We start from the raw sequence: 13,266 nt of genomic DNA on the forward strand, positions 1-13,266 counted from the left end.
GCCGGGACTGCCCGAAGCCTTTCGGCCGGCCCAGGCTGGAAGCATGAATGAATCCCACGGCACCGGCATCCCGGCGGCAGAACAGGCAGCACTGAGCGTAGGATCACCGCCGGACATCTTGGCGTTCGTGCCCCATTGTCTCGGCTTCGTCCCCGAGGAGTCTCTGGTGCTGATCGCCCTCCGAGGCCGCCGGCTTGGGGCGACGCTGCGCCTGGATCTCCCGGAGATCACGGACCCCTCAGGCTTACCGGCCGGAGCGGGCCGTTCAGCTGCCGCCTACCGTGCCCGGATCTGCAGTCTCCTGGGCGGAGATCCGGAAGCCGACTCAGTCCTGATGGTGGTCTACACCCAACAGCCCTGGAGGGTTGGTGAGCCCCCGCCTTACCACGGGATGGTCGACCGCCTGCGGGAGGACCTGGCGGGACACGGCCTCGAACTTCGCGACGGCTGGTTGTCCGGGAAGGAGCACTGGAGGGACTACTTCTGCGAGTCGCAGGAGTGCTGCCCGTGGCCGGGATTCCCCCTGGATCAGGTTGCCGGGAGCAGGCTGAACGCTGAACTGGTCTTCCGTGGGAGCGCCTACGCGCAGTCGCTGCAGGCAGCGGTCGGGCTGCCCGGCGGACGTCCTCCCGGCACCGGTTTGCCCGATTCAGCGACGGCCAGAAGCGAGGAGGCCTGCCGGCGGCGCTTCGAGGGAAGGTGGACCCAGGGGCGGCAGTTCGCCCGGACACTCGAGGCCTGGGACCAGTGTTTCAAGGGACACCGCACTTCCCGGCGCGACGGACTGCTGCTCGCGAGCCTGGAATCCAAGCCTGTCCGGGATACCGTCCTGGTGCTGGCCGCCCTGGGCCTGCCGGCGGCCGTTGCCGGCTCGCGCTATTGGCTCGGACTTGTTGACCCCGCTGCCGGGGGCCCCGCAGCTGAGGCCGCCGGCGCCACGGAGGCCGGACGGCTTTTCCGTTCCGTGCTGATCGGCCGCAGTAATGAAGCACCCGACTGGGACTGCATGGACCGTGCTCACAGTGCGTTCACCTCACTGCTGGGAACGGCATCAGGCGAACCGGCCGCAGCCCTGCTGACGCTGCTCGGGTGGCTCGAATGGGCGCGTGGACGCAGTTCCCGGGCGGATCTGTGCCTCGGGGAAGCCCTGGAGATCCAGCCGGATTACCGGTTGGCGCAGCTGCTTCGGGCGCTTCTGGAGCGTGGGGAACTGCCCGGGTGGTCGCAGTCCCCGCGGACTGCTTGGCGGCGTGGGGGAGTGGCGTAGCCGCGGGCCTGTTCCCTGCCCCGGGAGCAGGCGCCCCAGCAGGTCCCGGGTGCTGGTGGTTGCTTGAAAACATGCGACAATGGGAACCGAGACCCGGTTGGGTTCGTGTATCAAGTGTCGTTCCACACTTTCCGTTGACAAACGGAGGGAATAAGGAACCGGGCGCGGTGCGTTTTCATAGAAAACACTCCGCGCACCGACCATTTGGTTTTAGCACGGACTTGACAGGGTCATAGTGGTGTTGCCCCCATGGTGGCGCCGCAGCCCGCCGTATTGAAAGGTTTTCTGTGTCCGCGAGAAAGACAACTGCTGTCAAAGAGACTGACACTGTGACTGCCGCACCCGAGGTTGCCGAGGCGGCCGCAGCCGCCGGCGCCAAGACGGCCGCCAAACCCGCCCGCAAGCCAGCCACCCGGAAGGCCCCGGCGAAGACCGCTGCCGCCAAAACCGCGGCCGCCAAGAAGGCGAAGCAGGCCGAGGACACCGACACCCGCCCCGAAGACGCGGACGTCGAGCCCGCGGACGGGGATGCGGAAACGGCCGAGGGCGACGCCCCCGAGGCTGCACCCACCGGGTCCGGATTCGTTTACTCTGACGCTGACGACGATGACGCCCCTGCCCAGCAGGTCGTGTCCGCCGGAGCCACGGCCGACCCCGTCAAGGACTACCTGAAGCAGATCGGCAAGGTTGCCCTGCTGAACGCCGAGCAGGAAGTGGACCTGGCCCTGCGCATCGAGGCAGGCCTCTTCGCCGAAGAGAAGATCGCCGCGGACCCTGACATGGATCCCAAGCTGAAGCGCGACCTGCAGCAGATCATCCACGACGGCAAGCGCGCCAAGAACCACCTGCTCGAAGCCAACCTGCGGCTGGTGGTCTCCCTGGCCAAGCGCTACACCGGTCGCGGCATGCTGTTCCTGGACCTCATCCAGGAGGGCAACCTGGGCCTGATCCGTGCCGTCGAGAAGTTCGACTACACCAAGGGCTTCAAGTTCTCCACCTACGCCACCTGGTGGATCCGTCAGGCCATCACCCGTGCCATGGCCGACCAGGCCCGAACGATTCGTATCCCGGTCCACATGGTTGAGGTCATCAACAAGCTGGCCCGCGTACAGCGCCAGATGCTGCAGGACCTGGGTCGCGAACCCGCTCCCGAAGAGCTGGCCCTGGAACTGGACATGACCCCGGAGAAGGTCGTGGAGGTCCAGAAATACGGCCGCGAGCCGATTTCGCTGCATACCCCGCTTGGCGAGGATGGCGACTCGGAATTCGGCGATCTGATCGAGGACTCCGAAGCCGTGGTGCCTGCTGACGCCGTGAGCTTCACCCTTCTGCAGGAACAGCTCCACTCTGTGCTGGACACGCTCTCCGAGCGTGAAGCCGGCGTGGTGGCCATGCGTTTCGGCCTCACCGACGGTCAGCCCAAGACCCTCGACGAGATCGGCAAGGTCTACGGCGTGACCCGTGAACGGATCCGCCAGATCGAATCCAAGACGATGTCCAAGCTGCGCCACCCCTCGCGTTCGCAGGTCCTGCGCGACTACCTGGACTAAGCCGGACATCAGCACCAGCACAAAGGGTCCCGCGGCACATGCCGCGGGACCCTTTGCGTATTTCCGGTAGAGGTCGTACTTCCGGTAAAGAACGAGAACGGCAAAACGAAGGCCCCTCCAGCAGGAGGGGCCTTCGCCAAGTCGTCGACCGTTGGTCCGGGATTAGTCCTCCGGAGAACCGGCCTTCTGGTGCAGGCGTGCACTTTCATCCTGCCATTCGGACGTCAGCGGCCGAAGATTGGCCTCCACTGCCCGGGCGTGATGAGCGCAGAAAAGCAGTTCCCCACCGGAGGATTCGAGCACTGCCCGAACATAAGCCTGTGCACCGCAGCGGTCACAGCGGTCCAGCGTGTTGAGATGACGTGTAGCAACTGCTGCTGTCATGAGTGCCTCCTTAAGGGTGTTGATACTTCATATAACCATCTTTATGCGTCGAGCCTTTCCGACTGGCCGCGTCTTTCGCTCTGCGCGTAGCAAAACGGACCCCGGTATGCCGCATCCCCGGCATGGCGGACCGAAGAGGATCAGCCGCCCCGGCTGAGTCGGTGGCGGATAGTGTCACCGCCGGGCATTAACCTAGTAACAGGCCGGTTTTCCGCCGGCTCCCCAGCCGCAAGGCTATCCGCCGCATAAACGGCCGCAACCGGCCCAAGGAGTTCAGCACACGTGGTCCCCCTGGATACTGAGTACAACGCCCGACACCTTTCCGTGCTCGAAGGCCTTGAAGCCGTGCGCAAGCGCCCCGGCATGTACATCGGCTCCACCGACTCCCGCGGCCTGATGCACTGTCTCTGGGAGATCATCGACAACTCTGTGGACGAAGCCCTCGCCGGTTACGGCCAGAGCATCCGGATCATCCTGCACGCGGATAACTCCGTGGAAATCCACGACGACGGCCGCGGCATTCCCGTGGACATCGAACCCAAGACCGGTCTCTCCGGCGTCGAGGTCGTCTTCACGAAGCTGCATGCCGGCGGTAAGTTCGGCGGCGGTTCCTATGCGGCCTCAGGCGGCCTGCACGGCGTCGGCGCGTCCGTGGTCAACGCCCTCTCCGCCCGGCTCGATGTCCAGGTGGACCGTGCGGGCAAGACCTACCAGATGGGCTTCCGCCGCGGCGAGCCGGGTGTTTTCGCCGACACGGGGTCCAAGCCCTCACCGGATGCGAAGTTCACTCCCTTCCTGGAAAGCTCCAAGCTGGAAGTGGTCGGGAAGGCCAAACGCGGCGTGACCGGCACCCGGATCCGTTACTGGGCGGACCGGCAGATCTTCACCCCTGACGCGAAGTTCTCCTACACCGAGCTTGAGGCCCGCGCCCGCCAGACCTCCTTCCTGGTGCCCGGCCTGCGGATCACCCTGCGCGACGAACGCCGCCTCCCCGGCACTCCGGGGGAGGACGGTCCGGTGGAAGAGGTCTTCCACCACGACGGCGGCATCTCCGAGTTCGTTGAATTCCTCGCCGCGGATGCGGCCGTCACGGATATCTGGCGGCTGCACGGTACCGGAAAGTTCAAGGAATCTGTTCCGGTCCTGGACGAACGCGGGCACAGCCAGATCGCCGAAGTGGAGCGCGAGTGCGAGGTCGACATCGCGCTGCGTTGGGGCATCGGCTACGAGACGAACATCCGCAGCTTCGTGAACATTATTGCCACCCCCAAGGGCGGCACGCATCAGGCCGGATTCGAGCAGGCGCTGATCAAGACCTTCCGCAAGGTGATCGAAGCCAACGCACGCAAACTCAAGGCCGGCAGCGACAAGATCGAGAAGGATGACGTGTTCGCCGGCCTAACGGCGGTCCTCACCGTCCGGCTGGCCGAGCCCCAGTTCGAAGGCCAGACCAAGGAGATCCTCGGAACCTCCGCCGTCCGCGCCATCGTGGCCAAGGTGGTCGAAAAGGAAATCACCGCCCGGCTGAATTCCCCGGCACGCGGTGACAAGGCCCAGGCCGCACAGCTGCTGGAAAAAGTCGTCTCGGAAATGAAGTCCCGCATCTCCGCACGCGTGCACAAAGAGACCCAGCGACGGAAGAACGCGCTGGAAACCTCCTCAATGCCAGTCAAGCTGGCTGACTGCCGCATTGACGACGCCGAGCGTTCGGAACTGTTCATCGTGGAGGGCGACTCGGCGCTGGGTACAGCCAAGATGGCCCGGTCCTCGGAATACCAGGCACTGCTGCCGATCCGCGGAAAGATCCTGAATGTGCAGAAGGCCTCCGTGGCGGACATGCTCTCCAACGCCGAATGCGCCGCGTTGATCCAGGTGGTTGGTGCCGGCTCCGGCCGCAGTTTCCAGCTCGACGCCGCACGGTACGGGAAGGTCATCTTTATGACCGACGCCGACGTCGACGGCGCACACATCCGCACGCTGCTGCTGACTCTTTTCTTCCGGTACATGCGTCCGCTGGTAGAAGATGGCCGGGTATACGCCGCCGTGCCGCCGCTACACCGGGTCGAGGTGATCAACCATGGCTCGAAGGCCAATGAGATGGTCTACACGTACAGCGAGCAGGAACTGCATCAGCTGCTGAGCAAGCTGGAGAAGGAAGGCAAGCGGTACAAGGAGCCGATCCAGCGCTACAAGGGCCTCGGAGAAATGGATGCGGACCAGCTGGCCGAGACCACCATGGATCCGCGCCACCGTACCCTGCGCCGGATCCGCCTCAGTGAAGCGGCTGAGGCCGAGCGCCACGTGGACGAAGCCACCTTCGAACTCCTGATGGGCAGCGAAGTCGCGCCCCGGAAGGACTTCATTATTGCCGGTGCCGCGATGCTGGACCGCGACCGGATCGATGCGTAGGGCACCTGGCCCCCGCGCCGCGGGCTAAACCAGCCGAGGCATAAGCCGCGGGCTAAACCAGCCGAGGCATAAACAGCAGGATCGTGGGCACGGCAAGCAGCAGCAGGGAAGTGGCCTGGACCAGGAGGCGGGCCCAGCGTGGCAGGGGAGGCCGGGGAGTCAGCAGCCGGCTGAGCCTGCCGGCGATGCCGATCCCTTCATCGGTGCCGCCCCCGCCGCTGACTGCAGCTGGGTTCCCGGGGCCGGGTCCGGCAGCACCATCCACATCAGAACCTGACCCCACGATCGCCACGGCCCGGATCAGGGTCTGCCGGTCCACCTTCTTCAGGGCTTCGTCGTCGGCCAGCATTTCGATCAGCTCATTGACCGAGCGCTGGGCGAGCTGGGATGTCGGCAGCCAGGGCAGAGCAGCACGCCACGCGGCAAAAGCCCAGAGCAGCAGGTGGTGGCGCTGGCTCAGATGCGCCTTCTCATGGGTCATCACCGCGGACAGCTCCGACTCGGTGAGGACGTCCATCAGCCCCTCGGAAAGTACGGTCACGGACTGCGCGCCGCCCGGAAGGCAGTAGGCCACAGGGGAAGAGTGCGGGATAACGAGGGTGGCCGGTTTGTCCAGGGATGGGGAACTTAGCAGGTTAAGCATGTCCCGGTGCCGGCGGCGGGCGGTCTGGATGCGGTAGTACGTCAGCAGCAGAGTGAACACCAGATGGGCCGAGAGCAGCAGGGCTGCGCTGATGGCAAAAACGTGGACCAGGCCGAGGGTTTCCGCCGGACGGCGTTGGATCAGGATCTCCCAGAGTGCGGCGATGCCCTGCGCCAGATTGTCCCCGATGGGTTCCAGGCCCCACGTCAGCATGGCCCCGATCATGGACAGACCACCGGCGAGGGCTATCGCCTGCCACAGGACCATGGCCGTGAAGGGGGACCGCGCCGGCCATTTGGCACGGGACAGGGCCACCGGAACGGGCCAAGCGAGGATTATCGCCAGCGCCGCCAGAAGGTAGGAAGCCCAGAACATGTGGCGTGTGATCCGGCCGGACTAGGCGCCTTCCAGCAGCCTGCGCAGGGTCTGCGCCTCGGTGTCGGAAACGGCACCGACGAACCGGGCCAGGACGGCCTCGCGGTCATTCGCTGACCCAAGAACCTCATGCATCAGCTCGGCGGTGTGTTCAGCACGGGAAGTCACAGCACGGTAGCGGTGCGGGCGGATGTCGCGTTCGCGTGCGACCAGGCCCTTTTTCTCAAGCCGGGACAGCACAGTGAGCACTGTGGTCACAGCGAGCCCCTTGGCTTCAGCGCGCCCCGCGTCGTTCTGCGCGAGCCGCTCTCTCAGCTCATTGGCGGTGACTGCCTCGGGGGACTCCCACAGCAGGTCCATCATTGCCCGTTCAAGCTCTCCGAGAGTCGCCATGTTCCGTTCCTTTATCCGTGGGCCCTTGTCCAGGGGTATCCCCGAAAATGGATTTCCTTCGAGGCTAGACCCCAGCTGGATCTGCCGCGATGGTTAACACTACCGGGTTTTGGTACCGGTCTCTACGTCTTGTAGAAATATTTCGCCGAAGTGTTCTACGATCTGTAGAAGTACGTTTTTCTACGGCCCGTAGAACATGTCACAACTGAAGGATTCTTCGCGTGGAAGCACTGGAGATTGCCCGCTGGCAATTCGGCATAACAACCGTTTATCACTTCCTGATGGTTCCACTGACCATCGGCCTCGGACTGGTGGTCGCCTCGCTGCAGACCGCCTGGGTCCGTACCGGGAAGGCTGAGTACCTCCGCCTCACCAAGTTCTGGGGCAAGCTCTTCCTGATTAACTTCATCATGGGCGTAGCCACCGGACTGGTGCAGGAGTTCCAATTCGGCATGGCCTGGAGCGAGTACAGCCGGTTCGTCGGCGACGTCTTCGGAGCACCGCTGGCGCTTGAATCGCTGCTGGCCTTCTTCACCGAGTCGGTATTCCTGGGCCTGTGGATCTTCGGCTGGAAACGGCTGCCCCAAAAGCTGCACCTCGCCACCATCTGGCTGGCGACCGGTGCCTCCGCCCTGTCCGCCTACTTCATCCTGGCGGCCAACTCCTGGATGCAGCATCCGGTCGGCGTGGAACTCGTCGACGGGCGCGCCGTCATGACCGATATCTGGGCGGTCCTGACGAACAACACCCTGCTGGTCGCTTTCCCGCACACCATCACCGGAGCGTTCGCCGTGGCCGGCAGCTTCCTGCTGGGCATCTCCTGGTACCACCTCTGGAAGCGCCGCCGTGACGGCATCGACACCGTCGATGCCAACGGCCGCGTTGTGGTGGGGGAAAACGCCGCCATCGGACGTGACAAGACCGACCACGCTGTCTGGATCAAGGCACTGCGCGTTGGTGCCGCCGTCGCCATTGTGGCCTTCGCCGGGACAGCCATTACCGGTGACCTGCAGGGCAAGCTGATGTTCCAGCAGCAGCCCATGAAGATGGCTGCGGCCGAGGCTGCCTGCCACAACGGCACCTCATTCTCCGTGCTGTCCATCGGTGATGTGGGCGCCAGGAACTGTGAGGACGTCAAGACACTGATCGAAGTCCCGGGCCTGCTGTCCTTCCTGGCAAACGGCGACTTCAACACACCGGTTGACGGCGTGAACACGCTGATCCCGGAGTACCAGGAGAAGTACGGCACGAACCTGCCCGACGATCCGATGCTCGGTGAGCAGGCCGGCGCAGAGATCGACTACCTGCCCGTAATGGCCGTTACCTACTGGGGCTTCCGGATCATGATCGGGTTCGGCGTCCTGGCCGCCGCAGCCGCAGCCGTGGCTCTGTGGGTGACCCGCAAGGGCACCGTTCCGCAATCCAAGTGGCTCATGCGGCTGGCCGTATTCGGCATCCTGGCTCCTTTTGGGGCCAACAGTGCCGGCTGGATCTTCACCGAAATGGGCCGCCAGCCGTTCGTTGTTGTGCCCAACCCCAGCTTCACCGGCATCGACAACGTCTTTATGTTCACCGCCGCTGCCGTGTCACCGGGGGTGAGTACTGCCGAACTCCTGTTCTCCGTCAGCGCCTTCACCCTCGTCTATCTTGCGCTGCTGGTCGTGGAGGTGAGACTGCTGTTCAAATACGTGCGGGGCGGAGTTCCGTCTGCGATGCCTGAGCTTCTCCACCAGGACGATTCCGGCGAGGGTCCTGATGATTCAGGTACCCCGGGGAAGCCCGGCGGGCGAAAGCCCGACGACGTCCTCGATTTCGCCTACTAGCCCCACCTGGAGACACAAATGACGCTTCCGACAATCTGGTTCATCGTTATTGCCTTCCTCTGGGTTGGTTACCTTTTCCTCGAGGGCTTCGACCTGGGCGTGGGGATGCTCATGAAGCTCTTCGCCCGCAACGAACGCGACCGCCGGGTCCTGCTCAACACCATCGGGCCTGTCTGGGACGGCAACGAGGTGTGGCTGATCACCGTCGGCGCCATGACCTTCGCTGCGTTCCCCATGTGGTATGCCTCGCTGTTCTCTGCCCTCTATATCCCGCTGGTGCTGGTGCTGCTGGGACTGATCTTCCGAGCAGTGTCCATTGAGTACCGGGGCAAGCATGACTCGGATGCCTGGCGCAGCCGCTGGGACTGGGCCATGGCCCTGGGCTCCTTTGTCAGTGCCTTCGGTATCGGTGCCGCCCTTGGCCTGACCTCAACCGGCCTGCCCCTTAACGCGAACGGCGACCGGGTTGGCGGAGCATTCGCCTGGTTCACCCCGTGGGCAGTCGTCGGCGGCCTGGCCGTCGTTGGCTTCAGCCTCATCCATGCCTGCGCTTTCCTGATGTTGAAGACCGACGGCGAGGTGCGGAACCGGGCACGCCGGGCCTTGGTCCGCTGGCTTCCGCTCGGAATCCTGCCCCTTGCGGCCTGGGCCGTTGGCGTGCAGCTGATGAATGGTGACGTGGCTTCGCTGGTGCCGCTCATTATCGCGGTGTTTGCCGTTGTGATCTCGTGGCTGATGGGCCGGCGCGGAAGGGACGGCTGGACCTTCGTCTTCCTGGGACTGTTCCTGCTCGCCGGAGCTGTCTCGATCTTCACGGCGATGTACCCGGTGGTGCTGCCGTCCACGCTCGACGCCGCCTGGAACCTGACCGTGGACAATGCCTCCTCGAGCCCCTATACGTTGCAGGTTATGTCCTGGGTGGCCCTGTTCGGACTGCCGATTGTGGTGCTCTATCAGGGCTGGACGTACTGGGTCTTCCGCAAGCGCGTCTCGGCTGACTCTATTCCCGCCGTACACTCGGTCAAATCTCAGTGAAACCCGCCCAGCATGTCGGCCCCGCCAGCCGCCGGGCACTCTACCTGCTGGGGCTGCTCGCAGCGCTGAAGGCTGTGGGCCTGGTACTGCTCGCAACCGGCATCGCCGCGGGCATCGCCGGCCTCGCCGCCGGCAACCCGGACTGGAGCTATGTTGCGGCAACGGGCGTGGCCGGCGCGGTACTGCGGTCCCTGGCGATGTGGGCACAGGAGACGGTGGCCCAGCGGGCTGCCGCCGGTGTCAAGGAAGAACTGCGCAGCCAGCTCACCGATCGTGTGCTGGCTGAGGGCGGGACGGTCCCCGGGATGGGCAGCGGCGCGCTGAGCGTGCTCCTGACCCGTGGACTGGACGGGCTGGACAACTACTACACCAAGTACCTTCCGGCGCTGGTCACCTGTGCGGTGCTGCCGCTGCTGGTGGGTGCCCGCATCCTGGCCGCCGACTGGATCAGCGCCGTCGTTATTGTGCTGACCGTGCCGCTTGTGCCGGTGTTTATGGTGCTGATCGGCCTGCATACCGGGGATAAGACCGCGAAGGCCGTCGATGCGTTGAACCGGCTCTCGGACAACATGCTGGAACTGGCCAAGGGCCTTCCGGTGCTCGTGGGGCTGGGCCGCGCCAAGGCCCAGACCCGCGCGCTCCGCGACGTTGCGGACCGGTACCGGAAAACCACGCTGGAAACCCTGCGGGTGGCTTTCCTCTCCTCCCTGGCCCTGGAGCTGATCGCGACGATCTCCGTGGCCGTAGTGGCCGTCTTCATCGGCGTCCGCCTGGTCCACGGCGACATGTCGCTGGAAATGGGCCTGCTGGCCCTGATACTGGCGCCCGAGTGCTACCAGCCGCTGCGTGACCTGGGCACCGCACACCACGCCAGCGAAGACGGACTGGAAGCATTGAAGCGGTCAAACGCCGTTCTTGAGGCACCGGCTGCCAAACCGCTGATCCCGCCGGTGGCCTCCGCGGCCGGCAACATTAGAGTCCGCGGGCTGAGCGTCCGCTATCCCGGACGTCCTGAACCGGTGCTTGACGGCTTGGACTTCACTCTGCCCCGGGATGGCATTGCCGCCCTGACCGGCCCCAGCGGCAGCGGCAAGACCACCGTCCTGGAAGTCCTGGCCGGCCTGCGCCGGAACGGAGCAGGGGTGGATATTGCCGGAACGATTGATGGCGTGGACCGGCGGTCGATCGCCTGGATTCCGCAGCACCCGGTGCTGGTCGAGGACACCGTGGAAGCGGAGATCGGCCTGTATTCAGGGCTGGATGATGCCCAGGACCGGCGCCGGGCCGCACTCCGCGCCCTGGCCGAGATCGATGCGGGGCACCTGCTGGACAGGCAGTCCGGAGACCTCAGCCCCGGCGAGCAGCGCCGGGTCGCCGTTGCCCGGGCACTAGCCCGGCTCCAGAACACATCCGGCGTCCGGGTCCTGCTCGCAGACGAGCCCACCGCGCACCTGGACTTCCGCAGCGCCGCCGCCGTCCGCGGCGCCCTGTCCCGGCTGCGCGGACACTGCACCGTCCTGCTCGTCGCCCATGACCCGGAAACGGCGGCGATTGCCGACGTCGTGATCCCCGTCGCCGGCAGCGGAATCCTGCCCGCCGGCAGCCAGCCCGGCGAGTTGGCCAAGGGCGCCCCGACGCTTTCGGAAGCGGCGGAAGCCCCAGCCACCGCCGCGAATGCCGGCCCCAGCATGCGGCAACAGCCGCTGTGGAAGAACCTCACGATCCTGCGGCCGTGGAGCCCTCAGTTCCTCAAGGCCCTGGCCTACGGCACCGGCGCCACCATCTTTGCAGTGGCGCTGAGCGCCCTGTCCGGCTGGCTGATTGTCCGAGCCTCCGAGCAGCCGCCCATCCTCTACCTGCTGACGGCGATCGTTGGCGTCCGGTTCTTCGGGATCGGCCGTGCCGTGCTCCGGTACCAGGAGCGCCTGCACCTGCACGACGCCGTGTTCCGGGCAACCAACTCCATCCGCATCCGGCTTTGGAACGGGCTGCTGAACCGGCCTGAAGGCTGGCGCCGGCTGGCCCGCGGGGGCGGAGCACTGGAACGGCTGGTGGGCGACGTCGACGAGTTGCGGGACATCGCACCGCGAGTGGTGTTTGCGCCGCTGACCGGCTTCGTAACTGCCGTCGCCGCCTGCATCGCCACCTGGGTGCTGCTTCCCGAAGCCATCTGGGTGCAGGTCCTCCTTTGCCTGATCGGACTGTTGGCCGCGCCGCTCCTGGCGCACTGGGCCGATTCCTCGGCCCGCGCCAGGACCGTGGCCCTGCAGGCCAGTGCCATGGCCGGCATGGCCAAACTGCTCACGGCCGCACCGGACCTGGAAGCGAACAGCAGCTCGGCACCGGTGCTCGACCGGCAGCGCAGCCTCGACTCGGCAGCTGCCCAGGCCACCCGCCGCAGCGCCTGGGCACAGGGGCTCGCCAACGCGGTCACCGCGCTGGCCTGCGCCGGTTCCGCTCTCTGGATTCTTTCCCTCGCCGGGGGAGTGCCGGCCACTGTGGCCGCGGTGATTGTGCTGATGCAGCTGGCCCTCCTGGAGTCTTTCGCGGCCGTCAATGCCTCCTTCCACCAGTTCAGTGCATGGCGGACCCTCGGAAACAAGGTCCTGCCGGATCTTGGCTCCGACGACGTCGACCCGGGAGTGGTCCTGGAGACTCCGAAGCAGGGGCAGGGGCAGACGCCGGAGCCGGAGAGCGTGGACACGCCCCCGAAGCTCGGCACCCTCGAATTGCATGGCATCCACTACCGGTACCCCGGTGCCGGAGAGGATGTGCTGGACGGAGTGGACCTGAGCCTGCAGCCGGGCGAATGGCTGGCCGTCACGGGCGAGTCCGGGAGCGGGAAGTCCACGCTGCTCGGTGTACTGCTCGGCTTCCTGGAACCGCAGCACGGAACCTTCCTCATCGATGGCAAACCCGCCTCGCAGTTCCCCCGGGAGTCGCGCGGCATGGCGTGGTGCCCGCAGGAAGCCCACCTGTTCGATTCGACGCTCCGGGGGAACCTCCTGCTGGCCCGCGACCGTGCGCATGCTCCCTCGACCGGGGAAATGCTGGCGGTGCTCGACGCCGTCGGGCTGGGCGGGCTTATCGCCGAACTCGAGGACGGCATCGACACCAGGATCGGCAACGGAGGCCACTTCCTTTCCGGCGGCCAGCGCCAGCGGCTCGCCGTGGCCCGGGCGCTGTTGACCGAGGCCGACGTCGTGCTCCTGGATGAGCCGACGGCCCACCTGGACGCAGCCGCCGGACAGCAGCTGATGGCGGACCTGTGGCGGGGGCTCACCGGCAAATCAGTCGTGGTTGTTACCCACAATCCCGCTGATGCCGCCTGGTGCGGTAAGCGCCTGAAACTGGGTGCAGCCAAGCGGAGTCTTGCCGTACGCTAGG

General features: G+C 65.7%; 9 protein-coding genes. 6 read left to right on the plus strand and 3 right to left on the minus strand.

Translation table 11 applies throughout. The features are described 5' to 3' along the window. The first annotated feature begins 43 nt into the window (after window positions 1–43). Both RTN46_RS01725 and RTN46_RS01730 read left to right on the plus strand, forming a co-directional pair. Window positions 44–1,267: a DUF4192 domain-containing protein gene (locus RTN46_RS01725; protein WP_312178699.1), complete on the plus strand. Its 1,224-nt coding sequence runs from the start codon at window positions 44–46 to the stop codon at window positions 1,265–1,267. Window positions 1,268–1,554: 287 nt separating this feature from the next. After that, window positions 1,555–2,817 carry an RNA polymerase sigma factor gene (locus RTN46_RS01730; RefSeq protein WP_312178700.1) on the plus strand — a complete coding sequence of 421 codons (1,263 nt, stop codon included), beginning with the start codon at window positions 1,555–1,557 and terminating at the stop codon, window positions 2,815–2,817. A gap of 162 nt (window positions 2,818–2,979) precedes the next feature. On the opposite strand, the gene RTN46_RS01735 is transcribed toward RTN46_RS01730, so the two are convergent. Further along, on the minus strand, window positions 2,980–3,201 hold the full coding sequence (locus RTN46_RS01735; RefSeq protein ID WP_312178701.1) for a hypothetical protein: 222 nt from the start codon (window positions 3,199–3,201) through the stop codon (window positions 2,980–2,982). 282 nt (window positions 3,202–3,483) lie between these two features. Here RTN46_RS01735 and RTN46_RS01740 point away from each other — a divergent pair, with 282 nt between their 5' ends. Continuing rightward, a complete protein-coding gene (locus RTN46_RS01740; protein ID WP_312178702.1) occupies window positions 3,484–5,610 on the plus strand; it encodes a DNA topoisomerase IV subunit B in 2,127 nt (708 codons plus the stop codon). Between the two features lie 52 nt (window positions 5,611–5,662). Here the strand turns inward: RTN46_RS01740 and RTN46_RS01745 are convergent, their stop codons facing one another. Beyond that, window positions 5,663–6,628 (minus strand): M56 family metallopeptidase, encoded by a 966-nt coding sequence (locus tag RTN46_RS01745; RefSeq protein WP_312178703.1) that lies wholly within the window; start codon window positions 6,626–6,628, stop codon window positions 5,663–5,665. 21 nt (window positions 6,629–6,649) lie between these two features. Then, complete coding sequence (locus RTN46_RS01750) at window positions 6,650–7,021, minus strand: BlaI/MecI/CopY family transcriptional regulator (protein ID WP_312178704.1); 372 nt, start codon at window positions 7,019–7,021, stop codon at window positions 6,650–6,652. A gap of 221 nt (window positions 7,022–7,242) precedes the next feature. On the opposite strand from RTN46_RS01750, the gene RTN46_RS01755 reads away from it, so the two are divergent. The 3 genes from RTN46_RS01755 to cydD are packed head-to-tail and all read left to right on the plus strand — an operon-like array spanning window position 7,243 to window position 13,265. Then, the gene (locus RTN46_RS01755; protein ID WP_312178705.1) at window positions 7,243–8,844 is read left to right on the plus strand and encodes a cytochrome ubiquinol oxidase subunit I; all 1,602 of its coding nucleotides are present in this window, start codon (window positions 7,243–7,245) and stop codon (window positions 8,842–8,844) included. A gap of 18 nt (window positions 8,845–8,862) precedes the next feature. Continuing rightward, window positions 8,863–9,879, plus strand: coding sequence for a cytochrome d ubiquinol oxidase subunit II (cydB, locus tag RTN46_RS01760; RefSeq protein WP_312178706.1), 1,017 nt, complete (start codon window positions 8,863–8,865; stop codon window positions 9,877–9,879). Then, a complete protein-coding gene (cydD, locus tag RTN46_RS01765) occupies window positions 9,876–13,265 on the plus strand; it encodes a thiol reductant ABC exporter subunit CydD (protein ID WP_312178707.1) in 3,390 nt (1,129 codons plus the stop codon). Before cydB ends, cydD begins: the two co-directional genes overlap by 4 nt. The last annotated feature ends 1 nt before the right edge of the window (window position 13,266 follow it).

The organism is Arthrobacter sp. (assembly GCF_031988865.1).
Lineage (GTDB): Bacteria > Actinomycetota > Actinomycetes > Actinomycetales > Micrococcaceae > Arthrobacter_B.

Coding starts and splice junctions, on each gene's coding strand:
- RTN46_RS01750 (WP_312178704.1), bottom strand. CDS start 7,021: ATGGCGACTCTCGGAGAGCTTGAACGGGCAATGATGGACCTGCTGTGG.
- RTN46_RS01725 (WP_312178699.1), top strand. CDS start 44: ATGAATGAATCCCACGGCACCGGCATCCCGGCGGCAGAACAGGCAGCA.
- cydB (WP_312178706.1), top strand. CDS start 8,863: ATGACGCTTCCGACAATCTGGTTCATCGTTATTGCCTTCCTCTGGGTT.
- RTN46_RS01735 (WP_312178701.1), bottom strand. CDS start 3,201: ATGACAGCAGCAGTTGCTACACGTCATCTCAACACGCTGGACCGCTGT.
- RTN46_RS01745 (WP_312178703.1), bottom strand. CDS start 6,628: ATGTTCTGGGCTTCCTACCTTCTGGCGGCGCTGGCGATAATCCTCGCT.